Raw genomic sequence first — 25,703 nt, 5'->3', positions numbered from 1 at the left:
CCCTCGGCCCTCCCTTAGTCAACCCCCTTGATTTTGACGACGAACACGGCGCCAAGCAGCCCAATCACGGCGGCCGCCACATACAGGGTCACATAGCCACCGAACAGGGTAACCAGTGGCCACGCAATGATGGGCGCAATGACCTGCGGCAGGGAATTAGCCACATTGATGACCCCCATATCCTTACCCCGGCTGGCGGAAGATGGCAGGACCTGGGTCAGGAGCGCGAAGTCCACGGCCAGGTACACCCCGTAGCCAATACCCAGAACCGCAGCGCCCACAATGGCTCCGGTCCAGGTTGGGAAAAAGGCAAGAATCAGGGCGGCGAGGGCAATGATTGCCGACGAGGCAATAACAAATGGTTTGCGCCTGCCCACCTTGTCAGTCCACCGCCCGCCAATGACGGCCGTGATGAGCGTCAAAACGGCGTAGATGCCCGTCAGGACCAGGACGCCGAACGCGGGATCCTTGTGATGCACGGCGTCAGTGAGAAAGAACAGCAAGTATAAGGTGACCAGGTGGTTGCCCACGTTGACCAGGAAGCGGGTGATCCACGCCCACGCAAAGTCCGGGTAACGGCGTGGTGAGATCCAAAAGCCGGCGATGAACGCCACCCAGCGGAAGGACGACTTCTCCCTCGCATCCAATACTGGGTCATTGGCGAAAAACAAGTACGGCACCATGCCCACCACCAGGCCAATGGCGCAGATAATGAAACCGAGTGCGAAGTTTCCGGACACTACGGCACCAATGGCCGCCCCCACCAGGATGCCCACCACGGTGCCCATGGACGCCAACCCGCCAATGCTGCCGCGCTGGCGCACCGGAACCTGGTCCGGGATGGCCGCCGTGGTGGCGGCAAGCGCCCCGTTGCAGCCCAATTGCACCAGGCACCACAGGAGCGTCATGGCCGCAACACTGGGCGCACCCGCCAATCCCACCAGGCCAATGGTGCCCAGTAAGGCGCCGATGAAAACCCAGGGGACGCGCCGGCCAAAGCGTGAGGTTGTCCTGTCACTGAACGTGCCAAAAAGTGGGTTGGCAACAAGGGAGACAGCGGCACCTGCACCTGTCACCAACGCCAGAATGCCCTCTTTCTCATCGGCGTTAAAGGTCATGGCCTGCTGCCCCAGCAGAACTTGTATGGGGCCAAAGAAGGCGGCGTTAATACCCACGTTGACTAGCACAATAGACGCTGTCCAGCGGTGCCTGACATTGATTGTGGGTTCAGCCAACGCCACACTTTGGGCGGTGGGCATGGCTCCTGCATCTGCATCTTTGAAAGTCACGCCCGTGCCTCCCGCTCAGTCCAACTGATCCGTACCATCCTGAATTGCATGGCCCCAGCCTACGTGCCGAGCTACTTGCCGCGTCGACTTTGACGCTGACTCCGCAGAAGTGACCCTTTAGGAATCGGCACTGGCGGAAGTAGCGCTGCCGGAAGTTGCGCTGCCGGGTAAAGATCGCCCTGCGCTGGCTCGAATTAATTCAATGATTTTTAATCCTTCCACGGAATCGGCCGGATCCACCGGCACTGGGCCGCCCTGGGAAATAGCGTCCGCCAGCAGTTCATAGAAAACTGAAAAATCTCCCCGTTCGGTGGGGACCGGTGCGGCCTCCCCCGCCCGCCACACATTTCCCCACTGCTCCGGGGACTCAACACCGTAGCTTGCATCACCCGGGCGGATCCCTGCCTGGAGCTGCGCTTCTTGGATATCGCCATCCTGCTTCACATAGGCACCTTCCGAGCCCAGCACACGCAGCCTCGGGCCTTTATGCGCGGCTGTCAGATTCATCCAGAGGTGAGAAATCACCCCGTTGGCATGTTCCAACGCAACGAAAGCATCGTCGTCGGCCATTTCTGCCGGGCGCCTGGCGGCCAATTCCCCATGGACCCGCGTCACGGGGCCGAAAAGTTCCAACGCCTGATCAATGAGATGGGTGCCCAGATCGAAAAGGATCCCGCCACCTGCATCCACTGTTGCCTGCGCCTTCCAGGCCTTGGTGATGACTGGCTGCCACCGTTCCAGACGGGATTCGAAACGGTGGACCGAACCGAGGGCACCGTCAGCGAGTAGTTTCACCAGCGTGAGGTATTCCCCGTCCCAGCGCCGATTTTGGTAGGTGGTGAGAATTTGTCCGCACGCCTTGGCCAGGGCAATCAACGCCTCGCCCTCAGCGCTGCTCGGTGTGAAAGGCTTGTCCACCACTACCGCGCAGCCTGCTGCCAACGCCCGGCTTGCCAGCCTCACGTGTGTAGCTGGCGGGGTGGCCACCACTACCAGGTCAAGGTTTTCATGACTGTTGGCCCCATCCCCTGTGGCGCTATCCCACTCCTCGCGGGAGAGCACCCGGGCACTTGGATGGGCTGCTAGTGCCGCGGCTTGGCGGGCCGGATCCGAGGTGACAATGACGTCCAAACTAAACGTATCCAACGCGGCGATTGACGGGGCATGGAAAACACTTCCCGCCAATCCATATCCCAAGACTGCCGTGCGGATTCTTTGTTCCATGGGTCATACCCTACAGTCCGGGTTACCATGTGATCCATGACCTTGCATGCGCCCCGAATCAGTTCCCCTTTGCGTCCCGAAGAACAGGCTGCCCTGACACGGACCCTCGCCGACAGTGATGATGTGACGGTATTCGTGGACGGAACCGCGCACCGTCTTGATACTGGTGCGCGGGAAGCCGTGCTGGACCTCCTGCGCCGGCTTTCGCAAGGGGACGCCGTGAATGTAGCCAGCATTGCTGAGCTACTCACCACGTCTCAGGCCGCAGAACTGGCCGGGATCTCCCACACCTTTCTGCGTAACCTTACGGATCGAGGCGAGATTGCTGTGGAATACCGCGGCTCGCACCGGCGCATCCGCCGTCAAGATATTACGGACTGGTTAGCCAGGCAAAAGGTCTCAGTGCCGGGGAGCCCCCCCAGTAGCCCGCTTTCCGGCTCGCGCGGACCGGTGCTCGCCCTGACCGGCGCTCACCCTGACCGGCCAGCCGCGGCCGCACGTCCCTTCAGCGCACCTCTTTGAGGGCGCCAAACCAGCCAATTTTTTGACAATAATTTAGTGAGGACGGTACATCATGATCATTGGCGTTCCAGAAGAAGTAAAGAATAACGAATTCCGCGTGGCCCTCACTACTTCCGGGGTTCATGAACTGGTCCGTAACGGGCACACCGTGCTGGTCCAGAACGGGGCCGGAACTGGTTCAGGTATCAGTGACGCCGAGTTTGCCTTAGCTGGCGCGGAACTCCTTGGGGATCCCGGTGAGATCTGGGCTCGCTCTGAGATAGTGGTCAAAGTCAAGGAACCCGTCAGCAGCGAATACGGCTACTTCCGCAAGGGGCTGGTGCTGTTTACGTATCTGCACCTGGCTGCAGAGCCGGAACTAACGCGCGCACTCATGGATTCGGGGGTCACGGCCATTGCGTACGAGACCGTTCAGGTGGGACGGTTTCTTCCCCTGTTGGCACCCATGTCAGCTGTGGCAGGGCGCCTGTCAGTACAGGTAGGAGCCCAGTACCTGACTGCCCCGTTTGGCGGAAAGGGCATGCTCTTGGGAGGGGTTCCGGGTGTTCGCCCAGCCAATGTGGCCATCCTGGGAGCGGGGGTCTCTGGCACCCAGGCCGCGGCCATGGCCATTGGCGCCGGCGCCGACGTGACCATCATGGACATTAACATCCCGCGGTTGCAGGAACTGGATGACGATTACCATGGCAGGCTCAAAACCGTGGCCTCTAACACCTTGGAGATCGAGCGATCACTACTGCAGGCAGATCTGGTGATTGGCTCCGTGCTGATTCCCGGCGCCAAGGCCCCCAAGCTTGTCAGCAATGAATTGGTGTCCCGCATGAAGCCGGGCTCGGTTTTAGTAGACATCGCCATTGATCAGGGCGGCTGCTTTGAAGATTCCCGGCCCACCACACACGACAATCCCACCTTCACTGTCCACAATTCACTGTTTTACTGTGTGGCAAATATGCCCGGCGCGGTACCCAACACTTCCACCTACGCACTGACCAACGTCACCTTGCGCTACGTGGTGGCCCTGGCAAACCGTGGCGTGGCCGCCGCGCTTGACGCCGATCCAGCCCTGCTGGCAGGGCTCAACGTGGCTGGCGGCTCCATCACGCACCATTCGGTTTCCACGGCACATGGCCTGCCACTGAGCACTGACTGGCGCGGGCTCGTATGAGGCTTCATCGCCGCAGTTAGGGGCTCGTGGGCTCGTGGGCTCGTGACCATCCTGCGACGTGGTTGCAGTTGAACGCCTGTTGCCTTGCGCTCCTTTATTCGCACCGTGGGCTGACGTAGCGTGATTTGTAGAGATACTGCTTGCCAAAAGCGTGGCTGCCAGAAAAAAGTGGCGGCTCAGAAACGCGGCAGCTCAGAAGCGGTGTGCAAGCATCGCATCCACCTACGTCTCATCGGGAGGCCGTCATGAGGACATCATCAGCTCTGGTACTTTTGGCCGGAATCGTCCTGGCATTGGGAGGATGCACGGGAGGCAACCGGGGCGGCTCAGCAAGCCCGGCGGCCAGCGACACAGCCGCCAGCAAAACGGCCACCTCCTCCCCCACTTCAAGCCTGAGCACCTCAAGCACTGGTGGGATTGGGGCACCAAGCCAGGATCCGGCGTCGTCCTCGACACAAGCAACCGCTGCGCCCACCACGGCAACCTTGAGCCTGTACTTCATCGCCGAGCACGATTCCGGCGTCTCTGGACCGGCGGTGGGCTGCGGGGATAGTGCGGTTGCCGTAAAAAGCGCGCCCGTAACTTATACGGACCCCGTCCAGGCGGCGCTGCAAACACTTCTCGATAACCATTCGAAGAGCTACGGACAATCAGGTCTGCTCAATGCTCTCTGGCAATCTGCTGTTGCGGTGTCCTCAGTTGAGCGGTCGGGGACAAGCATTACGGCCCACCTCACGGGCACCTTGGTGATGGGCGGGGAATGTGACATCCCGCGGGTGGAAGCGCAACTTCTACTCACCGCCAAGCAGGCCGCCGGAGCACCTGTGGCGATCACACTCAATGGGCAACCGCTCAGCGCGGCACTCAGCCTGAAGTAGCGCGCACTAAAGAAAAACTTTTGATGCCTATTTAGCGACATTGGTTATATCCTGAGCACGTGAACACTTCAGCCTCCGACGCCTACGCCGCCGAAACCCTGTCCGAAGAAGCCGTCGACGCCCTGACGCGAGCCTCCGCCAGCACACTGCCCCCGGGCGCGCACAGGCATGAAGCCCTGCTCTCTGCCCGGGCTGCCAACATCAAGCAATCAGCCGTCCGGGATGTTTTCGAAATTTCCATGCAGCCGGGCCTGGTGTCCTTGGCCGGAGGCAACCCTTACCTGCAGTCACTGCCGCTGGATCGGCTGGCCGCTTCGGCGTCCGCCATCATTGCCACGCACGGTCTGGAGGCCCTGCAATATGGCGGCGGGCAGGGCACCTTGGAACTGCGGACCCAAATTTGCCAGGTCATGGCAGCGGAGGGAATTCTCGATGCCGATCCGGAGAACGTGGTCATCACGGCCGGATCGCAATCCGCGCAGGACGTGGCGGCGAAGGTTTTTTGCGATCCAGGCGATGTCATCTTGATCGAGGATCCCACCTACGTTGGCGCACTGAACACTTTCGAGGCGTACGAAGTTGACGTACAGCCAGTGATTGGCGATGAGCACGGCATTGTCCCTGCACTGCTGCGGGAGCGCATTGCCGCGTTACAGGCCGAGGGCAAGCGCATCAAGCTGCTCTACACCATCCCGAACTTCAACAACCCCTCCGGCGTCATGCTGGCACCGGAACGGCGCCAGGAAATTGTAGATATATGCCGTAAAGCAAATATCTTGGTACTGGAAGATAATCCCTACGGGCTCTTGAAGTTCGACGGCGTTCTCCCGGAGCCCCTGCGTGCGGCCAACGCTGAAGACGTGCTGTACTTGGGCTCGTTCTCCAAGATTTTTGCACCGGGGCTGCGCATTGGCTGGGCCCTGGTCCCGGCACATTTGAAGCAGCGCTTCTACCTGGCTAGCGAGGCCGTGACCCTATGCCCGCCCACCTTCAATCAAATGCTGGTCAGCGACTACCTGAACAACTACGACTGGCAGGGCCAGGTCAGCACCTACCGTGCGCTGTACCAGGAGCGCTGCACGGCATTGCTGCAGGCCTTGGCCGAGTTCATGCCGGACACTGTCTCCTGGACCAAACCCGAGGGCGGCTTCTTCGTCTGGCTGAGCCTGCCTGAAGGGATCGACACATACCCGCTGCTGCACAAGGGGATCGATGCCGGTGTGGTGTTTGTTCCTGGCGCAGCATTCTCTCCCCAGCAAGGCCCCAGCAACAAGCTGCGCCTGGCATTCAGCGCCGTACCTCCGGAAACGTTGCGTGAAGGAGTGAAGCGGCTGGCTCCGGTTCTGGCCGAGGCGATCGCCGGGGTGTAGCGGAGGCCCTGCCCGCAGCCGCCATGTACGGTAGCTACACAGAAATGCCGCCGTTTGACGTAAATGCCCTAGTTTGAACCATGGCATTTACGTCAAACGGCGGCATTTTTCACAAGGCGCGGATTTTCTGACCGGTTCAGTCCAGCAGGAGTGCCGGCTCTTCCATGATGGCGGCAACGTCAGCCATGAATCGGGCTGAGAGGTCGCCGTCCACCACGCGGTGGTCGAAGGATCCGCCCAGCGTGGTGATCCAGCGCGGCACAACCTCACCATCCACCACCCACGGCTTTTGCTTGATGGTACCAAAGGCCACGATTGCCACCTCGCCCGGGTTGATGATGGGCGTGCCCGTGTCAATGCCCAGTGCGCCGATGTTAGTGACCGTCAGCGTGCCGCCGGCCATGTCCGCCGGTGCCGTCTTGCCTGACCGCGCGGTTGTGGCCAATCCATTCAACGCAATGGCCAGTTCCTTTAAGGAAAGGTCCTGTGCGTCCTTGATGTTTGGCACCATAAGCCCGCGCGGCGTGGCTGCCGCAATGCCTAGGTTCATGAAGTGCTTGATGATAATTTCATCGCCTGCCCACGTGGCGTTGACGGAGGGGTTGCGTGCGGCGGCCCAGATGACGGCCTTGGCCAGAATCAGCAAGGGGGAAACTCTAATGCCCTCGAAATCGCGTGACGCCTTGAGCCGCTTCACAAATTCCATGGTCCGTGAGGCGTCCACATCAACAAAGATGCTGACATGCGGGGCCGAGAACGCGCTCTCCACCATGGCCTTGGCGGTCGCCTTGCGGACACCCTTGACCTTGATGCGCTCAATGCGAGGGTCATCTTGGCGCGGGTTTTCCACCTTGCCGGTGGCGGGAGTTGAGGCTGACCAGAACTGGGCTGACTGGCCCGGAGCTGATGCGCCCTGGCCTTCTCCAGCCGCGCGCTGATCTTGGTAGCTGAGCAGATCCTTCTTGGTCACTTCGCCGCGCACTCCGGAGGCGGAGACCAGACTTAGATCGATACCCAGATCCTTGGCAGCCTTACGCACCGGCGGTTTTGCCAACACGCGATTGGATTTTGCTTGCGCCGAGAGCGCAGTGTTTGCCGCCGGGAACTGCGGCTCTGCCTGAGCCGAGACCGGAGCCGAAGATGGGTCCCCATTCGGGGCGGAAGGGGCCGGGGTGGAAGGGGCTGCAGTGGAAGGGGCTGGAGTTTTCCGCGCACGGCGCTTGACGGCGTCAGCCTTGGGTCCAGAACCTACCAGCGGCTTTATCTGCTCTGATTCGTTCGGCACCTCGGAGGCGGCGGGGGCCGGACCCTGAGCCTCGGCTGAAAAACCCTTGGAATCACCGGCTGGCGCCTCAGAGCCAATGGCGATGATGGGTGTTCCCACGTCAACCGTGTCACCTTCAGCAACCATCAGCGCCGCAACTACTCCCGCGTAGGGCGAGGGCAGTTCAACAAGCGACTTGGCTGTTTCAATCTCCACGATCACGTCATTGACGGCCACAACATCGCCGGCCTTGACCTTCCAGGAGACAATTTCGGCCTCCAAAAGGCCCTCGCCAACATCGGGCAGCTTAAAGAAATTCTGGGTAGACATGGGAGGCCTTCCTAGTATGCGAAGGCGCGGTCCAGCGCCTCCAACATGCGGTCAATGTCCGGCAAGTAGTGCTCTTCAACTCGGGCTACCGGGTACGGCATATGGAAGCCACCCACGCGGATGGCAGGTGCCTCCAGCGAGTAAAAACAACGCTCACTGATGCGTGCGGAAATTTCCCCGCCAATGCCACCAAAAGTTGGAGCCTCGTGGGCCACAACCAGGCGGCCAGTCTTCTTCACGGACGCTTCAATGGTGTCAAAGTCGATCGGGGAGATGGAGCGCAGGTCAATGACTTCCACACTGTGACCATCCTCGGCAGCCGCGTTGGCAGCAGCCAGGGCCACGGGGACCAGCGGGCCGTAGGCCACAAGGGTGGCGTCGCTACCTTCGCGCACTACATGTGCCTTGAACGGATCCCCCGGGCTCTCCTGCGTATTGACCTCACCCTTGAGCCAGTAGCGGCGCTTGGGTTCAAAGAAGATCACCGGATCCTTGCACTCAACGGCCTGCTGGATCATCCAGTAGGCGTCATTTGCGTTGGAGGGGGTGATGATACGCAGCCCCGGAGTGTGGGCAAAGAGCGCCTCGGGAGATTCAGAGTGGTGCTCAATGGAGCCAATACCGCCACCGTAGGGGATACGGATGACCACTGGGGCGCTGAGCTGGCCGTCGGAGCGGGTATGAATTTTAGCCAGCTGCGTGGTGATCTGGTTGAACGCCGGGAACACAAAACCGTCAAATTGAATCTCGCAGATGGGGCGGTGGCCGCGCAAAGCCATGCCCAAGGCGGTCCCAATAATGCCGGATTCCGCCAGCGGCGTGTCCATGACACGGTGGGCGCCAAATTCCTTTTTCAGGCCTTCCGTCACACGGTAGACCCCGCCCAGAGAACCAATGTCCTCACCCATGAGGAAGCTCTTGGGATCATTGGCAAGTGTTGCGCGCAGACCTTCGTTGATGGCCTTGGCAATGGTCATTGTGCTCATGCTGCGCCGCCCTGGGTCTGCGAATTCTCGGTATTTTCCTCAGCAAAGGACGCCTCATAGTTTTCAAACCAGGCCAGCTCTTCGGCCACCAGAGGGTGGGCCTGCGCATAGACCGTGGCAAACTTTTGGCGAATATCCGCCCCACCCATCGCCAATGTGGCGCGGCGGACATGGGCAGCCAGCTCGTCGCCGTCGTTCGTTACCTGTTTAAAGAAGGCCTCATCAGCCAATCCTGCGGCACGCAGGTACGTTTCTAGCCGGTCCAATGGGTCCCGGGTTTTCCACAACTCTTCTTCAGCACTCATACGGTATTTGGTGGGGTCATCGGCCGTGGTGTGTGCGCCCACGCGGTAAGTGGAGGCTTCGATGAATACGGGGCCATGGCCATCGCGGGCATGCTCCAGCGCCCATCGGGTCACGGCGTAGACGGCCAGAACATCGTTGCCGTCAACGCGAACGCCCGGGATGCCATATCCGGCAGCGCGGTTGACCAGCGGAACCTTGGACTGAACCTCGAAGGGAACGGAGATAGCCCAGTTGTTGTTTTGGCAGAAAAATACCACGGGGGCGTCGTAGGAAGCGGCGAACACCATGGATTCGTGAACGTCACCCTCACTGCTGGAACCGTCACCAAAGTAAGCCACCACGGCGGCCGGCTCGGTTGTGGGGTCAGCTGCCAGATCGCGCGAGATGCCCATCGCATAGCCCACTGCGTGCAATGTCTGCGCGGCGAGCACCAGCGTGTAGAGATGGAAGTTGGTCTCGCGAGGATCCCAGCCGCCATTGGAAATGCCCCGGAAGAGCTTCAAGAGATCTGCCAAATCCAAGCCGCGCGTCAACGCCACCCCGTGCTCACGGTACGTGGGGAAGGCATAATCGGCCTTGTTCATGGCACGGCCGGAACCAATTTGGGCGGCTTCTTGGCCAATAACAGGAACCCACAGGGCCAGCTCACCTTGCCGCTGGAGGGCGGTTGCTTCCGTGTCGAAACGGCGCACGATTGCCATGTCGCGGTAGAAACCACGCACAACTTCAGGGTCCAGCTTCTCAATGTAAGGGCTAAAGGTGGCGTCGTGATGAATGGCGCCATGCTCATCAAGGAGCTGGACTGCCTCATCTGGGCCCACTGTGGCTGCGCGCAGGACGCCGGCTGAGGTCCCCGCTTGTGGGCGCGTCGATGCCTGGGCACTGGTGCGCGAATTGCCTGTGTCAGCTTGCTGGGCGGTGCCCATGCTGTCTCCTCGTCTGCCAAACCCAGGGCTTCAAGCGCCCCGCCTCGACTCGTTGGTACCGATATATGCCACCTACGGAATGCATTCCGGGGGGCGCATATATATACGTTTTCGATTTACAACTGTATCGGTAGAGCCCGGCAAAACCTGCCTTTGTTAATCGCTAGGAACGCCGTGGCTCTTTTGTATAGGAAGCACAGATTTCAAGGAATCGTGTGTTTGCTGCCGTTTCCCCGATGCTGACCCGCACGCCCTCATCACCAAAGGCCCTCAATGAGAGGCCGTGGCTCTGTGCCAATGTTGCAAACTCTTGACTATTGGCACCCAATGCCAGCCACACAAAGTTGCCCTGGGCATCGGGAATCTCCCATCCCAGTTTCTCCAGGCCCGCCACAACGCGGTCGCGTTCCTCCACCAGGCTTTGTACTCTTTCCACAACCTGGTCATTGTTTTCCAGCGAGGCGACCGCTGCGGCTTCTCCGATTCCGGAGACGGCAAACGGTGTTGCGGCGGCGCGCAAATATTGGCTGATCCAAGGCTGTGAAATTGAATATCCAACCCGCAACCCAGCCAGCCCATGCGCCTTGGAGAATGTCCTAAGGGCAATCACATTGGGGTACTTACGGTACAAATCCAGGCCACTGACGGCATCTTCCGCACGGACAAACTCCTGGTAGGCCTCGTCGATGACTACTACGACGTCTTGGGGAATGCTACGGATGAACTCTTCTGTTTCCTCCGTACGCAGCACGGTGCCGGTGGGGTTGTTGGGCGTGCACAACAGCACTACCTTGGTGTTGTTGGTGACGGCGCCAGCCATTGCTTTGAGATCGTGGCTGCCATCAGCGCGGACCGGGACCTGAATACTCTTGGCGCCGGCAAGCCCAACAGAAATGGGGTAAGCCTCGAAGGACCGCCACGCGTAGACAACCTCGTCCTGCACGCCGTTCTCATTTTGTCCAGCAAAGGCCGCAAGGATCTGATCCAGCGCCCCGAGACTTCCTGTGCCTGTGACAATGTCATCAGCTGACACGTTCAAGAATGCGCCGAGCGCCGTGCGTAGTCCAGTGCTACTCGGGTCCGGGTAACGGTGGACATCCGTGGCGTTGCGGATCGCGTCCAGAACTGCAGGGACCGGACCTAGCGGGTTTTCATTGGAAGACAATTTGAAGCTTTCCAGCCCAGGGACGTCTTCCGGCGGCTTTCCCGCAGCGTATTTAGGCAGGCGGGCAACTACAGGGCGAGGCCGCACCGAAGAATTGGCAGCATTCATCTCAGTCATACCCCCAAGCGTAGCGGCCGAGGGGCCCCACGCGAGCGGGGTGAGCCCGGGGAGGGTGCTAGAAAAGGATTCATTGCAGCCGTCTGCTGCTGGACTATGTAACCATGGGGACATGCGACGATTCATCATTCAAGTAGTCATCAACGCCGTTGGGCTGTGGCTTGCCAGCTGGATCCTGCCCGGCATGCACATCGCGTCCGCAGCGGTTCTTGAGTCCAATTTAGGCGGCCCCGAAGGCACTGCGGCTACCGTCAATACGGTCTTGGGGTATTTGTTCATCGGCCTGGTATTTGGGGTAGTTAATGCGCTGGTGAAACCGATTGTGAGACTGCTGTCTTTACCGGTGACTATTCTGACATTGGGTTTGTTCACGATCGTTATCAACGCTGCCATGTTGTGGCTAACGGCTTTGCTAAGTAGTTATACGCCGGTCGATTTCAGCATTGATAACTTCTTCTGGACAGCCATCTTCGCCGCGCTCATCATCAGCGTGGTGTCCATGCTGACTGGGAACCTGAGAAAGAACGATACTCGGCACTAAGAACTTCCTGCCTCTAACGGACGCCGAGTTTGTAGCGGTCACTTTTTTCACTTTTGTTCTTCGTCCCGGCCCCTTTTTCGGATTTTGTTCCGGACCTGGGCTGATCGTCGACGTCCTTCCCTTGGAAAACCCATTTTGTCCCTGCCACTGCCGCTCCAGCAACGCCAGCGCCCAAAATTGTTTTGATGGCCTCTCTGGATCCGTCAGTTGCCGAATTTTCGGGATTGTCTAGGGCTGCGGCGTCGTCAAGATAGTTGTCGAGGGAGTGGGCTTCCTTGAGGATGTCCCCCAAATCCGTCCCCTCGGGCAGAGGGGGCCGGTGAGAAGTCACCGTCACCCAGTTGGGAGTTGGGGCGGGTGGGCCGAAGTCTGCTGCCGTCACGAGATCGTGCTCATTTTGCAGATCCAGCACAGCTGTACTGGCGGGAACCTCCGCGTTCCGTGCAGGTGCTCCTGCAATGACTATCATCTTCACATTGACCTCGGCCAGAAAAGCCGAATCTGCGGCCGCCGCCGCAGCATGGATGCCGCCGCCGCTGTGGCCGGTGAGGAGCACTTCTTCCCCTGGCAAGGCCCCCGCAGCCCTGAGAGATTCCTTGATGAGCTGCTGCATCAGCACTTCCTGTTGTTTGAATGCTTCTGCTTGGGCAGCTGTCAGCCCCTCCAAGTTCCCTTCCATATCGAAGGGGTTGGCACTATCCACCGTGGACCAGTCTTCAGTTCCCGGAAGGTGGACCAACCAAACCGGAGTGCCGTCGGGCCGCTGAACACGTACCACCCCGATGGACCCGGGCGGATATTTGTAGGCGTCGTTACTTCCATCCAGCAGGCCCTCAATACTTGCTTCGACCGTCCAAGGCCGGCCCTCGGTCGAGGAGGCATGCCCTGACGGGAAGGAAGGCTCAGCAGAGTCCCATTCCTGCGCCGGAAGCTGCCGAACCACCATATGACCGGGATGGGCCAATCCGGCCGTATCAAATAGTTTTCGGAGCACAAACGCCTGCTTAACTCCGGGCGTGCTGGTCCCCTGCCCCCGGAGTTGGGAGAGCAGGTACGCCATCCCAAAGCCCGGACCCAATAGGCCTGCGCCGTAGGGTCCGGCATCATTGAGAATCTTCTCCACCACATCCCGCAACCCGGTTCCTGGCTTGCGTAACGACGTCGCGATGTTTTGGGCAACTCCAAAGAGTGCCAGCGGGCCCAACGAGCCAGCATGGAGGCCCTGACGAAGTGCAGCAAGACTTTCCAGCCGTGCCGTGATGGCTGCATTGCGCGCTTCCGCGGCAGCATAACTAGCACCCGCTTGAGCCGTCTTGCGGGCAAGTGCGGCGGTGTCTTCCTGCACACGCCTGCCGGCCCACAGCGCATTGAGCAGTGCGTCAAGTGGGCCGTGGGGATAGGGCGCTGCTCCCGCAGCAGCTCCGTTTAGCCAAAACCATTCCGCCTGTATTCGCTCCACGAGCGAGAGCATATCTCTGGCTAGCTGGCCCAACTCGACACCGGCCCCAGCAATCTCCGCCAGTGTGTAGCTGACGGATCCTGGGCCGCCCTCAACGGAAAACACTGTCCGCTCCTTATATTCTTCAGCCATATCCTCCACCCTCCACCCCGGCTTTTCGCTGCCCTGCTGTTCCCGCACCTTGGCACGGGCCATCCCACGGCACGGGCACTGTCACCGGCGCTGGCAGTAAGACCCACGATTTAACCCGTCACGGGAAATGCCACCCTTCTACTCGGCTCATCTCGGCGGTACCCACACGATTCCGCCAGTCTGCGGCCCGTCTAGGCCCGGGCGCAGGCATGACTGCGCACTGGTGCTTAAGAAATGCCCATAGCTGCGAGTCTCATCCGCTGCATTCTCAATGGCCCTGACCACGGCCAGTATCGCCATGTTCCGTTCGGTCAGCGCATCTCGGAAAGCAGCTGCCGCCGGCGACTTCCAATCCACAGAAACTAGCTGGCACAGTTGCAGCCGGAGGCCCTCAATATCAGCTGCGATTCCTGCCAGCCTCTGGGCCAGTGCCGCCACAGCATCTGGCGGCGGTCCAGCCCTGGCTCCCGGTCCACCAAGAAAATCTCCTGCCCCTGCCATCTGCGGCACCACCTTTTTTAAGAAAACTCTCCCGAAATGCCCCCGTGTTACCAGCCTAAAAGTCCACTCTTTACTTGCGCTACATCCCTGCCTTGGATTGTGGCCCGTCCGGGAGGAAGCCACCGCTGTGGAGGAATTGGCGGTTCATGGAAGAATTGGCACCATGTCTGATTCCGCAAACGCCACAGCCCGCATCCCTTCCGGCCGTAAGTCCTTGGCCGCCTCCTCTGAGCGCATCGCTCTGGGCCCCCTCGATGGCCGCTATTTCGGTGCTGTTGCACCTTTGGTTGACTACCTCTCCGAGGCCGCCCTGAACCGCGACCGCGTGGGTGTTGAAGTCGAGTGGTTCATCCACCTGACCAACAACAACGTGCTGCCCGGTACCGAGCCGCTGACCGCTGAGCAGCAGGCTGGCCTGCGCGGCATCGTCACCGAGTTCGACGCCGAATCCGTCAAAGAACTGGCCGACATTGAAAAGGTCACGGTCCACGACGTCAAGGCCGTGGAATACTTCATTGGCAACCGTCTTGCCGCCCTGGGCTTGGAGCGCCTCAAGCCCCTGGTCCACTTTGGCTGCACCAGCGAAGACATCAATAACCTCTCATACGCCGTAGGCGTCAAGGGCGCCGTCGAGGACGTCTGGCTACCCGCAGCCCGGACCCTGGTCGCCAAGATCGCCGCGATGGCTGAGGAAAACCGCGCCGTCCCCATGCTCTCCCGCACGCATGGCCAGCCGGCCACGCCCACGACCTTGGGCAAGGAATTGGCTGTCACCGCCTTCCGCCTGACCCGCCAGCTGGACCGCATTGCCAAAACCGAAATCTTGGGCAAGATCAATGGCGCCACCGGCACCTATGCCGCCCATTACGCTTCCGTTCCCACAGCTGACTGGGAAGCGGTTGCCAAGTCCTTCGTTGAGTCCCTGGGCCTGACCTGGAACCCGCTGACTACCCAGATCGAATCGCACGACTGGCAGGCTGAGCTGTACGCCGATATGGCACGCTTCAACCGCATCCTGCACAACCTGTGCACTGATGTGTGGAGCTACATTTCCATCGGCTACTTCGCCCAGGTTCCGGTTCCCGGCGCCACAGGTTCCTCCACCATGCCGCACAAGGTCAACCCGATCCGCTTCGAAAACGCCGAGGCCAACCTTGAGATCTCCAACGCACTCCTTGACACTCTGGGCGCCACTTTGGTCACGAGCCGCTGGCAGCGCGACCTCACAGACTCCTCTAGCCAGCGCAACATTGGCGTAGCCTTTGGCCACTCCGTACTCGCCATCAACAATGTTTTGGGCGGCCTGGGCCGCCTAGACACCGCAGAGGCCGTGCTGGCCGACGACCTTGACCACAACTGGGAAGTCCTCGCCGAGGCCATCCAGATGGTCATGCGCGCCGAGGCCATCGCCGGTGTTGAGGGCATGGAAGATCCTTACGAGCGCCTGAAGGACCTGACCCGCGGCCACCGCGTGGACGCGGACCGCATGCAGGAGTTCGTCTCCGGATTGGGCCTCTCCGCGGAGGCGCAGGCCCGCCTGTTGGACCTCACCCCTGGCAAGTACATCGGCATCGCAGAGTCCTTGGTGGACCACCTGAACAAGTAACACCCCCTCCGCCGTTTTTTTGGCGAAGATGAAGTATGACGGCGGCACTGAAGTTTGCGCAGGCGAGTTCTAGAATCCGCCGCATCAAGCGCACCTTGGGTGCCGCCGTCGTTTATGGAAGCTAGGCGCGGCAACTCAAGGATCAGTTATGGAGGACACGGCGCTTAGCCGCTTCAAATTCGGCCGCGGAGAGAGCCCCTTGTGAAGATAGTTCAGATAGAAGTGCAAGTTCAGTGGCAATTGAGCGTTTCGCCGGCGCCGCACCAACGTTCGATAATAGGTGGTTTCCTGAATCGATAGAGACCGATGCGGCCCCGTTTTTCTTCCGCCGTGAAACGCGATCGAAGACATATGCTCCGAGCACCATCACGCCGAGAGTAGTGAGTGTCATTCCTAACGGAATCGGCAAGTGGGCGGATTCAAGTGCCGAGCCGTGCGAACCACTGTTACCTAAAACGGCCACGGCTGCGTGGATCCCTTACGGACTCAGAAGCAATTCGGCGCCCCCAAGGGAATACCGCAGTCAGCACAGCGTTCAACCTCCCAAATCGTCGAATTGGCTACGACACCGGTCTGGAGGAGCTGGGCATCACCGTAAATGCCCAGGTGCGATAGCCGTTCGCCGAGATTGGTGGCACGTGGGGCATTAGTTGTCCGAAATACTTGGGTCATGGTGAAACCCGCAGGCTCCAGCATTGCTATGACTCGTACCAGGAAGCACACTGGGCATTCGTTGTAGCGAGGGGTTCCCATTGAATTTCTCAGCTGAAGAAACTCTCGATCAGCCTCATTCTCGTAGGTACCGTGGTCATTGGGGCCAAAAGAATCATCCATGGTTTTTCCTTTCCATGGATCCAAACTTCCAGTTCAGGAATCCGCGCAAAAGGGCAACAACGAGTTTTGTGAACAAGGTCCCGGCGGCTGCAGCTTTGAAAGGAATGAACACTGAGGATTCCCGGCCACTGTGGCACACCCCATGCTGTGTTTCCGACGACAATCCGGGGCCGCGAGCAGTGTTCGCCGTTAGGTTTGGCTGTATGAACAATGGTGATATTACTTTCCACACGCGCAAATGGGTCCGCCCGGAGGACCTCAACGCCAACGGCACCCTCTTCGGCGGCAGCCTGCTGCGCTGGATCGATGAGGAAGCGGCCATCTATGCGATCGTCCAACTCGGCAACGGCATGGCAGTGACTAAATACATGTCGGAGATCAATTTTGTCTCGTCCGCTGTCAAGGGCGATCTCATTGAGATGGGCCTGACAGCCACTCATTTTGGCCGCACTTCATTGACAATGCGCGCCGAAGTACGCAACATGTTCACGCGGAAATCAATCCTGACCATCGAAAAGATTGTGTTCGTGAACTTGGGCTCTGACGGCAACCCTGCTGCCCACGGTTATGACTGCATCACCTACGACCGCGACAGGTTGCCCATGCACCTAAAAGAAGTTGACCAGTAGCGCCTCTACCGTTCCTGCTGGAAGGCAACGATCCGCTCGAAACCTTCGCGGACGGTGCTGTACCCGCCAGCAAAACTCAGCCTGACCGTGTCCGTTCCGGCCACCGAATCAAAGTCCAGCCCGGGCACAACCGCAACCCCTGCCGATTCCAGCAACGCCGCACAATACGCAGCCGAATCAGCAAATCCGTCCATGGCTGCACCTAGGTTTGCGTAGAGGTAAAAAGCGCCGTCCGCGGGCGCAGCATCGCCCCACCCCAACCGGTCAAGGTTGGCCAGCAAATACTCCCGAGTACGGGCATATTCGGCCACAAAATTATCGGCCGCCTCATAGGACGCCTCGCTGAACGCCGCCACGGCCGCCATCTGGGCGGGAGCTGGTGGGCACAGGGCCACGTTCCCAGCGAGTGCATCCACGGTGTCGATGAGGTCATCGGGCACAATGGCCCAACCCAGCCGCCAGCCCGTCATGCCCCAGTATTTGGAGAAGCTGGAAATCACGACGGCGCAGCGGTCAAGTTCCCAAGCGCACACTCCGCGCGGGTTCTCCGCACCGGATTCCGGGTATGCGATGCCGTGGTAAATTTCGTCGCTGATGAGGCGTACTCCCGCATCCGCACACCACCGGGTGAGTGCTTCGAGCTCCGGTTTGGACACCATGGTTCCGGTGGGGTTTGCGGGGGAAGCCAGCATTAGCCCGCTCAACGGTCCGTGTGTGCGTACTGCCTGCTCAAGTTGTGCTGGTGTGGGCTGGAAGCGGGATTCGGGGCCGCAGTCCAGCTCCACCACTTCCACACCCAGCGAACTCAGGATGTTCTTATATGCCGGGTAACCTGGCCGGGCCAGGGCTACGCGGTCACCGGCGTTGAAGGCTGAGAGGAAAGTCAGCACAAAGGCGCCGGAGGAGCCGGTGGTGACGGCCACGTTCCGCGCCGGGACAGCGAGCCCGTACCAGCGCCGGTAGTGTCCGGAGATGGCTTCGCGAAGCTCGGCGATGCCCAGCGCCGGGGTGTATGTCAGTGGTGTTCCGGCCGCGTGGATCGCGGCTGCTGCGGCCGAGACCTCCGCCGGTGCGCCACTGCCGGGTTCCCCTGCGCACAGTGAAATGACGTCCCGCCCCTCGGCACGCAGTTCGGCCACGCGTGCCAGGATGTCCATGACCTGAAAGGGCGGTACTTGGGCACGGCTGGCAACAGTGAGCGGCTTGGTCATGGGAACTCCTTGGATGCTGCAGCTGGAACGGCCGGTGGAATCACGGCCAGGATCCAAGCTTGTCACACGCAGCAAGCATTACCCCTACGCTGGTGGGGTGAGTGAATACACGCAACGCAGCGATGAAGAATTGATTCAACCCATCATTTTGCTGGTGGACCGGGAAGATCCGGCAGGGGAACACCACGGTATTGCGGCTGCCGCCCTGGCCTCCGTTCAGGCGTTCCTGCGCGACCCCGAGAACCCGGATTGGCGGGATTGGTCCTCCGCGGCATTCGGCAAGACGGTGCGCCGGGCCGACGCAAAAATGTTCGCCAAGGTGCTCGCAGCGTTCCCGGAGCATGCGCTAGTCGAAGTTGGCGAAGGACGCGCCGCGGGTCTGCCACCCATGCCCGCCGCCGCACTGCCGAAGCTGCTGGCTAAGCTGCAGGTTTCCGGCACCCAGCTGCCCCGCGGCGAACCGCTGCCGCCGGCACCGTTGACGATTGTACTCAACGCCTCCCTGGAGATGTCCACGGGCAAGGCCGCCGCCCAGGCCGCCCACGCACTCTTTGCGTGGGTTTTGGAATCCAAACCCGGCACGGTGGAGGCATGGGTGGCCGACGGTTTCCCGTTGAGCGTGCTTGAGCTCCCGGCGAAGGAGTTCCGCAAGGGTGCACGGAAGTCAGCCGGGCCCGTCATTCAGGACGCGGGCCGGACCGAGATTGAGCCCGGTTCCACCACCGCCTATGTGAGCGCCACCAAGGTGCGCTAGCGGGCCCAACCACCGCATAACGTAAAGAACGACGCCGGAACCTAAGTTCCGGCGTCGTTCTATAGTTGCGCTGTGGATCAGTTGCGTCAGCGCTACTCGGCGGCGGCGAGCTGGCCGCAGGCGCCGTCGATCTCCTTGCCGCGGGTATCGCGCAGCGTGGTGGGCACGCCCAGATCGATCAGCGTGTTGATGAACTCCGCCATGACAGCTGGCTCGGAGGAGGTCCAAATGGAGCCGGGGGTGGGGTTCAGCGGGATCGGATTCACGTGGACCCAGCCGCGGCCGCGCGCGTTGAGCTTCTTGGCGAGCATCTCGGCACGCCAGGGGTGATCATTCATGTCCTTGATCAGCGCGTATTCAATGGACACGCGGCGGCCGGTGACCTTGTAGTAGTTGTACGCGGCGTCCAGCACCTCATCCACCTTCCACTTGTCGTTGACCGGGATCAGCTCGTCGCGCAGCTCATCATCCGGGGCGTGGAGGGAGAGCGCGAAGGTGATGGCCACACCTTCTTCCGCCAGCTTCCTGATGGCCGGGGCCAGGCCCACGGTGGATACGGTGATGCCGCGGGCGGACATGCCCAGACCCTCGGGGGCTTCGGCAACCATGCGGTGCACGGCGTTCATGACGCGCTTGTAGTTCGCAAGCGGCTCACCCATGCCCATGAAGACAATGTTGGTGACCCGGTCGGCGTCGTGCCCGCCATCGCGGCGCAGGTTCCCCAACCCACCCTCGGCAATCACGCGGTTGGCCTGGACAATCTGGTCCAGGATCTCCGCCGTGGACATGTTGCGGGTCAACCCGGCCTGGCCCGTGGCGCAGAACGGGCAGTTCATGCCGCAACCGCACTGGCTGGACACGCACAGGGTGATCCGGCCGGGGTAACGCATGAGCACGGACTCCACGAGGGAACCGTCAAAGAGGCGCCACAGGAACTTCACGGTGTCCCCGTTGTCCGTGGTGAGGCGCTTGATCTCTGTCAGCAACTTCGGGAACATGGTCTCGGTGATCTCGGCGCGGCGGTCCTTGGGCAGGTCACTCATGCGCTCGGGATCGGTGGTGTAGTGCTGGAAGTAGTGCACGGAGAGCTGCTTGGCACGGAACGCCGGCAGGCCCATCTCCTTGAACTTCGCCTCACGTTCGGGCAGCGTCATATCCGCCAGGTGCACCGGTGGCTGAGAGACGCGCGGGGACTTGAACTGCAGCAGCGGGCGGCCTTCTGGGTTCTTAGCCTGATCCCAGCCCTCCGTGGCAGGCATGACCTGGGCCGGGCGGCGGGCAGCGGAACGGGCCTCGGCAGTCCGGCTCTTGGGAGCGGTCGTGGTTTTGGCATCGTTCGCGGCGGAAGCGGAGACGGCGGGGCTGGGAATGTTTTTGGGGGAAGTCATCCTTTCCATCATCCCCTACTTCCCCTTCAGTGTCCCGCGTCCGCCGCCAAGATCACATTTTTGCCTTGACCGCACGGCGAAGTCTCCACCCGGAGTGCCACGCCGGCAGGCACGTGAAACAACTAGGCTGAGGACATGTTCTCCCTGTTTTTGGCCGCAATCCTTGCCGCCACCTACGTATATTTGCGCCGCAAGGATGCCCGTATGCTGCGCAACGGAATTGTCTTGGTGGCTGCTTGCTGGTTCACGCTCACGGGCGTTGCCGACATTCTCTCCCAATGGTTCCCGTGGACAGCCCTGATAACGCTCAGCATCGTGGCCCTGACCCCGCTGGCCGTTATTGTCCTGGCCGGGTTTCTTATCAGCAACGGTGTCACCATGTTGCGCCGTGAGGGCCGGAGCATCGGGAACCTGCTATCCCTGCTGGCCGGCATTGCGTTACTGGGGCTGCCCGTCCTGGCAGTTCTACTCGTGGCCACACTGAACCCGGTAGCCATTGGCTTTGCCGCACTGTTGTTCTTGCTGTGCAGCTACTTTGGTGTGGTGTTCGTCGTGTTCCTGGCTTATGCGGTTGCCTACGGGCGGATGAAACACACCGTTGAACCGGATTCAGTTGTCATCCTCGGTTCGCAGATCATCGACGGTACGGTTCCTCCCCTGCTGCGCTCACGTCTCGACAAAGGCCTTGCGATGTACCGGGAAGCCCTCAGCCCCAACGGTCCCGCTATGACGGCGCCGCTGTTGATTCCCTCCGGTGGACAGGGTGCCAACGAGTCCCGACCCGAGGGCGAGGCCATGGCCGAATATTTGCTCATGGCAGGGGCGCCAGCGGGCCATGTGGTGGCCGAGGACAAGGCCGCCTCCACAGCGGAGAACCTGCAGTTTTCTGCTGCGGTGGCCCGCGAGCGCGGGAAGGGCGGGGCCATGGTTGTGGTCACGAATAACTACCACGTCCTCCGTGCAGCGCTGCTGTCCCGCAAGCTGGGGCTCGACGCGCAGGTGGTGGGCTCCCCCACGGCCCGCTATTATTTGCCCAGCGCGTTCCTCCGCGAATTTGCCGCCATCCTGCGCGAACATAAGAAACTCCACCTGATCCTGTGCCTGCCCTTCGTGGCATTGAGCGTGTTCGGCACATGGCTGCTGGTGATGTCCAGCCAGTAACTGGCGTGCTTCCTCGCCAGCACGCTCACCACCCAAGGACCACCGCGTCCGGCTGCGCTTCCCGGCTTGTGCACTACGTGGGACTCACGAGCTGGCCGCCAGCCAGAACAGCAAAAGGGCGACGGCGAACGCCGGCATCGCGAGCTGAACCACCGCGGCCTTGGCCTTCTTGGGCGAGGAAATGAGAAGGACCATCCCAGCCGCCACCATGGACCCGCACCCTGCCAAGACCAGCGCCGCACCCACACCGTGGTGGCCCAAGGCTGCGGCGATGATGCCAGCAGCAGCCACCAATGCCAGAAACAAGTTGTAGAAGCCTTGGTTGAACGCCATTTCCTTCGTTGCGTGAGCCTGCGAAGCGTTGAGTCCGAAGGTCCTCCGGGTACTCTCCGCCGTCCAGCGCAGCGATTCCAACACGAAAATATAGACGTGGACCAAGGCGGCCAAAGCGGTGAATATCAGGGATGCAAGGAGCATTGAGACCTTCTCAGGGTGTAGGTGACTTTTCGCTGTGGCGCGCGGTTAGTTGCGGGGGATGTTTCGAATGTTGCTGCGGGCCATGCTCACCGCCTCGCCCGCGCCCTTGTTCAGCACGATCTTGGACATGGCCGTGGCGAAGCCAAGGACCTGACTGCCCTTGATTTTCGGTGGGATGGACAGTGCATTGGGGTCGGTGATGAGCTCCACGAGCGAAGGCCCATTGTGGGCAAATGCGGCGCGGTAGGCGCCGGCAATGTCTGCCGGATCGGTGACCCGCATGGCATGGAACCCCATGGCCGTGGCGATGGCCGCATAGTTGGTGTCGGGCACGTCCACACCGAAGTCGGCCAGCCCGTCCACCAGCATCTCCAGCTTCACCATGCCCAGTGTGGAGTTGTTGAACACCACCACATTCACGGGCAGCTTGTGGGCCGCGGCCGTGATCAATTCGCCGAGCAGCATTGACAACCCACCGTCCCCGGAGATGGAGATGACCTGCCGGACGGGGTGGGCGGCTTGGGCGCCAATGGCCTGCGGCAGTGCGTTGGCCATGGAGCCATGCAGGTAGGAGCCAATGAGGCGCCTGGTGCCCAACGGGTTGATGTAGCGGGCGCTCCACACGTTGCACATGCCCGTGTCTGCGGTGAAGATGGCGTCCTCGGCCGCAATTTCATCCAGCAGCGACGCCGCATACTCCGGATGAATGGGAACCAACTTATCCGCCTTGCGCGTATAGGCACCCACCGCTTTATTCATGAGCCGGTCATGCTTTTTCAGTATTTGGTCCAGAAACTTCGAATGCGTCTTGGCTTCGAGCAGTGGCATGAGGGCCTGCAGGGTTGGCAGTACGTCGCCGTGGACACAGATGTCCACGTCGGTGCGCCGGCCCAGATGCTCAGGTGCACAATCCACCTGTGCGGTGCGGGTGCCGGGCAGGAATTGGTCGTAGGGGAAGTCGGTGCCCAGCAGGATGAGCAAATCAGCGCCTTCAATTCCTTCGGCTGCAGCACCATAGCCCAGCAGGCCGGTCATCCCAATGTCGTACGGGTTTGCGTACTGGATGAAGTCCTTCCCCCGCAGGCTGTGCCCAATGGGAGCCTTGATCTTTTCGGCCAGGGCTATGACTTCATCGTGGGCGCCTGCAACGCCGGCCCCCGCAAAGATTGCCACCTTATCCGCTTGGTTGATGGCTTGGGCAAGCTCGGCGACACTTTCGGGGGCAGGTACCAGCGAGGCCCGAGTGAATGGTTGCCACTGCGGGGTAGGGGCACTGGCCGGGAGGCTGGCAATGTCGCCCGGCAGGGTTATAACGGCTACCCCGCGCAAGCCCAGCGCATGCGAGATGGCGCTGTGCATGACGCGTGGGGCCTGTTCTGCCGTGCTGACAAGTTCGGAGTACACCGAGCATTCCTCGAAGATCCGGTCCGGGTGGGTTTCCTGGAAGAAGCTGCTGCCAATTTGTTTGCTGGGGATGTGTGAGGCGATAGCCAGCACCGGTGCCCCTGTGCGGTTCGCGTCATACAGCCCGTTCATCAGGTGCAGGTTTCCCGGCCCGCACGATCCAGCGCACACGGCTAGGTTTCCTGTCAGCTGAGCCTCTGCGCCCGCCGCGAAGGCGGCCGCCTCCTCATGCCGGACATGGATCCAGTCAATGCCTCCGTTGGCGGAGCCGCCGGTTTTTCGCACCGCATCGACCAGGGGGTTCAGGCTGTCACCCACAATCCCATAAATGCGCTGCACGCCGGCAAGCTGCAGTTGTTCAATGAGCTGGGTGGCAAGTTCCTTGGCCATGGGGGGGACCTTCCTGCTGCAAGGTGTGGGTGGGCAGATACTGGCCAATATAGCCCCTCGCCCAACCCGACGCATCGAGGCGACCCAAATTCACCACACGCTCAGATGAGAAGTTACATTGCGCTCATTTGATACAGTGGGATGAAGATCACGTCTTTAAGGAGCCCCTCATGCCGCAACTCACCGCTGAGAACCTCGGCCGCCTGCCTGAAAATGTCGCAGTCCCTCAGTATGACCGCGCCAAGGTCACCACGGGGATCGTGCACTTTGGTGTGGGCGGTTTCCACCGAGCCCATCAGGCCATGTACATTGACCGGCTCATGAACGCAGGCAAGGCACTCGACTGGGGCATTTGCGGTGTGGGCGTTCTGCCCCATGATGTGAAAATGGCTCACGTCATGGCCCAGCAGGACTGCCTGTACACCATGTTGCTCAAGCACCCCGACGGCCGCCGTGAGGCCCGCGTGATCGGATCCATCACGGAGTATCTCTTCGCCCCGGCAAACCCGGACGCTGTCATTGAGAAGATGGCCAGCCCCAACACCCGCATCGTCTCGCTCACCGTGACGGAGGGCGGCTACAACTTCCACCACGTCACGGGTGAATTCGACGCCGGCAACCCGGATGTGATTCACGATCTGGCCCCAAACGCGGCCCCGCGCACAACGTTTGGCCTGATCACAGAGGCACTCTCCCGCCGTCGAGCCCGTGGAATTGCCCCGTTCACCGTGATGTCCTGTGACAATATCCAGGGCAACGGCGATGTGGCCAAGAAGATGTTCACGGCGTTTGCGCAGCTGCGGGACCCGGAGCTGGCCGCTTGGATGCGTGAGAATGTCACGTTCCCCAACTCCATGGTGGACCGCATCACGCCCGTCACAGCCGACGCCGACCGCACCGCCATTGCCAAGGAATTCGGCATCGTGGACGAGTGGCCCGTGGTGTGCGAGCCCTTCGAGCAATGGGTTTTGGAGGACCACTTCACGCTGGGCCGCCCGCCCTACGAGGACGCCGGTGTGCAGCTTGTTGAGGACGTGGAGCCGTATGAGCTCATGAAGCTTCGCCTGCTCAATGCCAGCCACCAGGCCCTGTGCTACTTCGGCGTCCTGGCCGGCTACGAGTACGCGCACCAGGTGGCCCAGGACCCGCTCTTTGTGCAGTTCCTGCTGGACTACATGGACCTTGAGGGCACGCCGGCGCTCTCCCCGCTGCCCGGTGTGGACCTTCAGCTGTACAAAAACACGCTCATTGAGCGCTTCGCCAACGAGCACGTCCGCGACACCTTGGCCCGGCTGTGCGCCGAGAGTTCGGACAGGATTCCCAAGTGGCTGGTGCCGGTGGTGTGGATTAACCTGAAGAACGACGCCGCCATCGCCCGTTCCGCCGGCATCGTCGCCTCCTGGGCCCGCTATGCCGAGGGGACGGACGAGTCGGGGCAGCCAATCACGGTGGTTGACCGGCTCAGGGAGCCGCTCATGGCCGCGGCAGCGAAGCAGAGTGAGGAAAAGCTCGCCTTCCTGCGCAACCGGGATATTTTTGGTGACCTGGTGGACAACGAACGCTTCACCGACGCCTACCTGCGCACCCTAGACACCCTGCACAGCAAGGGCGCCCGCGCGGCCGTGCAGGAGCTGGTGAATCTGGGGCGCTAACCTCCCCGGCGCTTCCCGCGCC

The 25,703-nt window shown here is 61.0% G+C and carries 23 protein-coding genes; 10 read left to right on the top strand and 13 right to left on the bottom strand.

What is annotated here, in order from left to right; translation table 11 throughout:
* Positions 1-14: 14 nt before the first annotated feature.
* Both RY113_RS05825 and RY113_RS05820 read right to left on the bottom strand, forming a co-directional pair.
* Positions 15-1,259, bottom strand: coding sequence for an MFS transporter (locus RY113_RS05825; protein WP_315914111.1), 1,245 nt, complete (start codon positions 1,257-1,259; stop codon positions 15-17).
* A gap of 147 nt (positions 1,260-1,406) precedes the next feature.
* Positions 1,407-2,513, bottom strand: a complete 1,107-nt coding sequence (locus RY113_RS05820) for a Gfo/Idh/MocA family oxidoreductase (RefSeq protein WP_315913855.1) — start codon at positions 2,511-2,513, stop codon at positions 1,407-1,409.
* 36 nt (positions 2,514-2,549) lie between these two features.
* Here RY113_RS05820 and RY113_RS05815 point away from each other — a divergent pair, with 36 nt between their 5' ends.
* The 4 genes from RY113_RS05815 to RY113_RS05800 all read left to right on the top strand — a co-directional run bounded on the left by RY113_RS05815 (position 2,550) and on the right by RY113_RS05800 (position 6,448).
* The gene (locus tag RY113_RS05815) at positions 2,550-3,035 is read left to right on the top strand and encodes a helix-turn-helix domain-containing protein (RefSeq protein ID WP_315913854.1); all 486 of its coding nucleotides are present in this window, start codon (positions 2,550-2,552) and stop codon (positions 3,033-3,035) included.
* A 52-nt stretch (positions 3,036-3,087) separates the two neighbouring features.
* Positions 3,088-4,200, top strand: coding sequence for an alanine dehydrogenase (ald, locus tag RY113_RS05810; RefSeq protein ID WP_315913853.1), 1,113 nt, complete (start codon positions 3,088-3,090; stop codon positions 4,198-4,200).
* A gap of 245 nt (positions 4,201-4,445) precedes the next feature.
* On the top strand, positions 4,446-5,078 hold the full coding sequence (locus RY113_RS05805) for a hypothetical protein (RefSeq protein ID WP_315913852.1): 633 nt from the start codon (positions 4,446-4,448) through the stop codon (positions 5,076-5,078).
* A 59-nt stretch (positions 5,079-5,137) separates the two neighbouring features.
* The gene (locus RY113_RS05800; protein ID WP_315913851.1) at positions 5,138-6,448 is read left to right on the top strand and encodes a PLP-dependent aminotransferase family protein; all 1,311 of its coding nucleotides are present in this window, start codon (positions 5,138-5,140) and stop codon (positions 6,446-6,448) included.
* 136 nt (positions 6,449-6,584) lie between these two features.
* On the opposite strand, the gene RY113_RS05795 is transcribed toward RY113_RS05800, so the two are convergent.
* The 4 genes from RY113_RS05795 to hisC form a co-directional block, all read right to left on the bottom strand.
* A complete protein-coding gene (locus tag RY113_RS05795) occupies positions 6,585-8,042 on the bottom strand; it encodes a dihydrolipoamide acetyltransferase family protein (RefSeq protein ID WP_315913850.1) in 1,458 nt (485 codons plus the stop codon).
* A gap of 11 nt (positions 8,043-8,053) precedes the next feature.
* Complete coding sequence (locus RY113_RS05790) at positions 8,054-9,028, bottom strand: alpha-ketoacid dehydrogenase subunit beta (RefSeq protein ID WP_110105279.1); 975 nt, start codon at positions 9,026-9,028, stop codon at positions 8,054-8,056.
* The gene (pdhA, locus tag RY113_RS05785) at positions 9,025-10,260 is read right to left on the bottom strand and encodes a pyruvate dehydrogenase (acetyl-transferring) E1 component subunit alpha (RefSeq protein ID WP_315913849.1); all 1,236 of its coding nucleotides are present in this window, start codon (positions 10,258-10,260) and stop codon (positions 9,025-9,027) included. Before pdhA ends, RY113_RS05790 begins: the two co-directional genes overlap by 4 nt.
* Positions 10,261-10,423: 163 nt before the next feature.
* Positions 10,424-11,542, bottom strand: a complete 1,119-nt coding sequence (hisC, locus tag RY113_RS05780; RefSeq protein WP_110105281.1) for a histidinol-phosphate transaminase — start codon at positions 11,540-11,542, stop codon at positions 10,424-10,426.
* Positions 11,543-11,654: 112 nt separating this feature from the next.
* Here hisC and RY113_RS05775 point away from each other — a divergent pair, with 112 nt between their 5' ends.
* Positions 11,655-12,083, top strand: a complete 429-nt coding sequence (locus tag RY113_RS05775) for a phage holin family protein (protein ID WP_315913848.1) — start codon at positions 11,655-11,657, stop codon at positions 12,081-12,083.
* Positions 12,084-12,096: 13 nt separating this feature from the next.
* On the opposite strand, the gene RY113_RS05770 is transcribed toward RY113_RS05775, so the two are convergent.
* Positions 12,097-13,674, bottom strand: coding sequence for a hypothetical protein (locus RY113_RS05770; RefSeq protein ID WP_315913847.1), 1,578 nt, complete (start codon positions 13,672-13,674; stop codon positions 12,097-12,099).
* Between the two features lie 147 nt (positions 13,675-13,821).
* Positions 13,822-14,175, bottom strand: coding sequence for a hypothetical protein (locus RY113_RS05765; protein ID WP_315913846.1), 354 nt, complete (start codon positions 14,173-14,175; stop codon positions 13,822-13,824).
* A gap of 163 nt (positions 14,176-14,338) precedes the next feature.
* Here RY113_RS05765 and purB point away from each other — a divergent pair, with 163 nt between their 5' ends.
* Positions 14,339-15,781 carry an adenylosuccinate lyase gene (gene purB, locus RY113_RS05760; protein ID WP_315913845.1) on the top strand — a complete coding sequence of 481 codons (1,443 nt, stop codon included), beginning with the start codon at positions 14,339-14,341 and terminating at the stop codon, positions 15,779-15,781.
* Positions 15,782-16,267: 486 nt separating this feature from the next.
* Here purB and RY113_RS05755 read toward each other — a convergent pair whose 3' ends face one another.
* A complete protein-coding gene (locus tag RY113_RS05755; protein ID WP_315913844.1) occupies positions 16,268-16,615 on the bottom strand; it encodes a hypothetical protein in 348 nt (115 codons plus the stop codon).
* Between the two features lie 203 nt (positions 16,616-16,818).
* On the opposite strand from RY113_RS05755, the gene RY113_RS05750 reads away from it, so the two are divergent.
* On the top strand, positions 16,819-17,244 hold the full coding sequence (locus tag RY113_RS05750; RefSeq protein WP_110105285.1) for an acyl-CoA thioesterase: 426 nt from the start codon (positions 16,819-16,821) through the stop codon (positions 17,242-17,244).
* Positions 17,245-17,249: 5 nt separating this feature from the next.
* On the opposite strand, the gene RY113_RS05745 is transcribed toward RY113_RS05750, so the two are convergent.
* A complete protein-coding gene (locus RY113_RS05745; protein WP_315913843.1) occupies positions 17,250-18,455 on the bottom strand; it encodes an aminotransferase class I/II-fold pyridoxal phosphate-dependent enzyme in 1,206 nt (401 codons plus the stop codon).
* Between RY113_RS05745 and RY113_RS05740 the strand changes: the two genes are divergently transcribed.
* Complete coding sequence (locus RY113_RS05740) at positions 18,454-19,209, top strand: peptidyl-tRNA hydrolase (RefSeq protein ID WP_315913842.1); 756 nt, start codon at positions 18,454-18,456, stop codon at positions 19,207-19,209. The two genes, RY113_RS05745 and RY113_RS05740, sit on opposite strands and share 2 nt — an antisense overlap.
* A 92-nt stretch (positions 19,210-19,301) precedes the next feature.
* On the opposite strand, the gene rlmN is transcribed toward RY113_RS05740, so the two are convergent.
* Positions 19,302-20,468 (bottom strand): 23S rRNA (adenine(2503)-C(2))-methyltransferase RlmN, encoded by a 1,167-nt coding sequence (gene rlmN / locus RY113_RS05735; RefSeq protein WP_315914110.1) that lies wholly within the window; start codon positions 20,466-20,468, stop codon positions 19,302-19,304.
* Between the two features lie 264 nt (positions 20,469-20,732).
* Between rlmN and RY113_RS05730 the strand changes: the two genes are divergently transcribed.
* The gene (locus RY113_RS05730) at positions 20,733-21,758 is read left to right on the top strand and encodes a YdcF family protein (RefSeq protein WP_315913841.1); all 1,026 of its coding nucleotides are present in this window, start codon (positions 20,733-20,735) and stop codon (positions 21,756-21,758) included.
* A gap of 84 nt (positions 21,759-21,842) precedes the next feature.
* Here the strand turns inward: RY113_RS05730 and RY113_RS05725 are convergent, their stop codons facing one another.
* Together RY113_RS05725 and RY113_RS05720 are read right to left on the bottom strand one after the other, a co-directional pair.
* Entirely contained in the window at positions 21,843-22,235 is a 393-nt protein-coding gene (locus tag RY113_RS05725) for a DUF1304 domain-containing protein (RefSeq protein WP_315913840.1), read from the bottom strand.
* A 45-nt stretch (positions 22,236-22,280) separates the two neighbouring features.
* Positions 22,281-24,029: a pyruvate dehydrogenase gene (locus RY113_RS05720; protein ID WP_315913839.1), complete on the bottom strand. Its 1,749-nt coding sequence runs from the start codon at positions 24,027-24,029 to the stop codon at positions 22,281-22,283.
* A 170-nt stretch (positions 24,030-24,199) separates the two neighbouring features.
* Between RY113_RS05720 and RY113_RS05715 the strand changes: the two genes are divergently transcribed.
* Positions 24,200-25,681, top strand: a complete 1,482-nt coding sequence (locus tag RY113_RS05715; RefSeq protein WP_315913838.1) for a mannitol dehydrogenase family protein — start codon at positions 24,200-24,202, stop codon at positions 25,679-25,681.
* Positions 25,682-25,703 lie beyond the last annotated feature (22 nt).

Source organism: Arthrobacter sp. lap29 (genome assembly GCF_032458965.1).
GTDB lineage: Bacteria > Actinomycetota > Actinomycetes > Actinomycetales > Micrococcaceae > Specibacter > Specibacter psychrochitiniphilus.
Note: the sequence above shows the minus strand (reverse complement) of the source record. Positions and strands in the feature narration are given on the sequence as shown.

Bases quoted from the DNA above. Each gene is read 5' to 3' on its own strand.
- RY113_RS05825 (WP_315914111.1), bottom strand. From the start codon at position 1,259: ATGCCCACCGCCCAAAGTGTGGCGTTGGCTGAACCCACAATCAATGTC.
- RY113_RS05820 (WP_315913855.1), bottom strand. From the start codon at position 2,513: ATGGAACAAAGAATCCGCACGGCAGTCTTGGGATATGGATTGGCGGGA.
- RY113_RS05815 (WP_315913854.1), top strand. From the start codon at position 2,550: ATGACCTTGCATGCGCCCCGAATCAGTTCCCCTTTGCGTCCCGAAGAA.
- ald (WP_315913853.1), top strand. From the start codon at position 3,088: ATGATCATTGGCGTTCCAGAAGAAGTAAAGAATAACGAATTCCGCGTG.
- RY113_RS05805 (WP_315913852.1), top strand. From the start codon at position 4,446: ATGAGGACATCATCAGCTCTGGTACTTTTGGCCGGAATCGTCCTGGCA.
- RY113_RS05795 (WP_315913850.1), bottom strand. From the start codon at position 8,042: ATGTCTACCCAGAATTTCTTTAAGCTGCCCGATGTTGGCGAGGGCCTT.
- RY113_RS05790 (WP_110105279.1), bottom strand. From the start codon at position 9,028: ATGAGCACAATGACCATTGCCAAGGCCATCAACGAAGGTCTGCGCGCA.
- pdhA (WP_315913849.1), bottom strand. From the start codon at position 10,260: ATGGGCACCGCCCAGCAAGCTGACACAGGCAATTCGCGCACCAGTGCC.
- hisC (WP_110105281.1), bottom strand. From the start codon at position 11,542: ATGACTGAGATGAATGCTGCCAATTCTTCGGTGCGGCCTCGCCCTGTA.
- RY113_RS05775 (WP_315913848.1), top strand. From the start codon at position 11,655: ATGCGACGATTCATCATTCAAGTAGTCATCAACGCCGTTGGGCTGTGG.
- RY113_RS05770 (WP_315913847.1), bottom strand. From the start codon at position 13,674: ATGGCTGAAGAATATAAGGAGCGGACAGTGTTTTCCGTTGAGGGCGGC.
- RY113_RS05765 (WP_315913846.1), bottom strand. From the start codon at position 14,175: ATGGCAGGGGCAGGAGATTTTCTTGGTGGACCGGGAGCCAGGGCTGGA.
- purB (WP_315913845.1), top strand. From the start codon at position 14,339: ATGTCTGATTCCGCAAACGCCACAGCCCGCATCCCTTCCGGCCGTAAG.
- RY113_RS05755 (WP_315913844.1), bottom strand. From the start codon at position 16,615: ATGGATGATTCTTTTGGCCCCAATGACCACGGTACCTACGAGAATGAG.
- RY113_RS05750 (WP_110105285.1), top strand. From the start codon at position 16,819: ATGAACAATGGTGATATTACTTTCCACACGCGCAAATGGGTCCGCCCG.
- RY113_RS05740 (WP_315913842.1), top strand. From the start codon at position 18,454: ATGGGAACTCCTTGGATGCTGCAGCTGGAACGGCCGGTGGAATCACGG.
- RY113_RS05745 (WP_315913843.1), bottom strand. From the start codon at position 18,455: ATGACCAAGCCGCTCACTGTTGCCAGCCGTGCCCAAGTACCGCCCTTT.
- rlmN (WP_315914110.1), bottom strand. From the start codon at position 20,468: ATGCCTGCCACGGAGGGCTGGGATCAGGCTAAGAACCCAGAAGGCCGC.
- RY113_RS05730 (WP_315913841.1), top strand. From the start codon at position 20,733: ATGTTCTCCCTGTTTTTGGCCGCAATCCTTGCCGCCACCTACGTATAT.
- RY113_RS05725 (WP_315913840.1), bottom strand. From the start codon at position 22,235: ATGCTCCTTGCATCCCTGATATTCACCGCTTTGGCCGCCTTGGTCCAC.
- RY113_RS05720 (WP_315913839.1), bottom strand. From the start codon at position 24,029: ATGGCCAAGGAACTTGCCACCCAGCTCATTGAACAACTGCAGCTTGCC.
- RY113_RS05715 (WP_315913838.1), top strand. From the start codon at position 24,200: ATGCCGCAACTCACCGCTGAGAACCTCGGCCGCCTGCCTGAAAATGTC.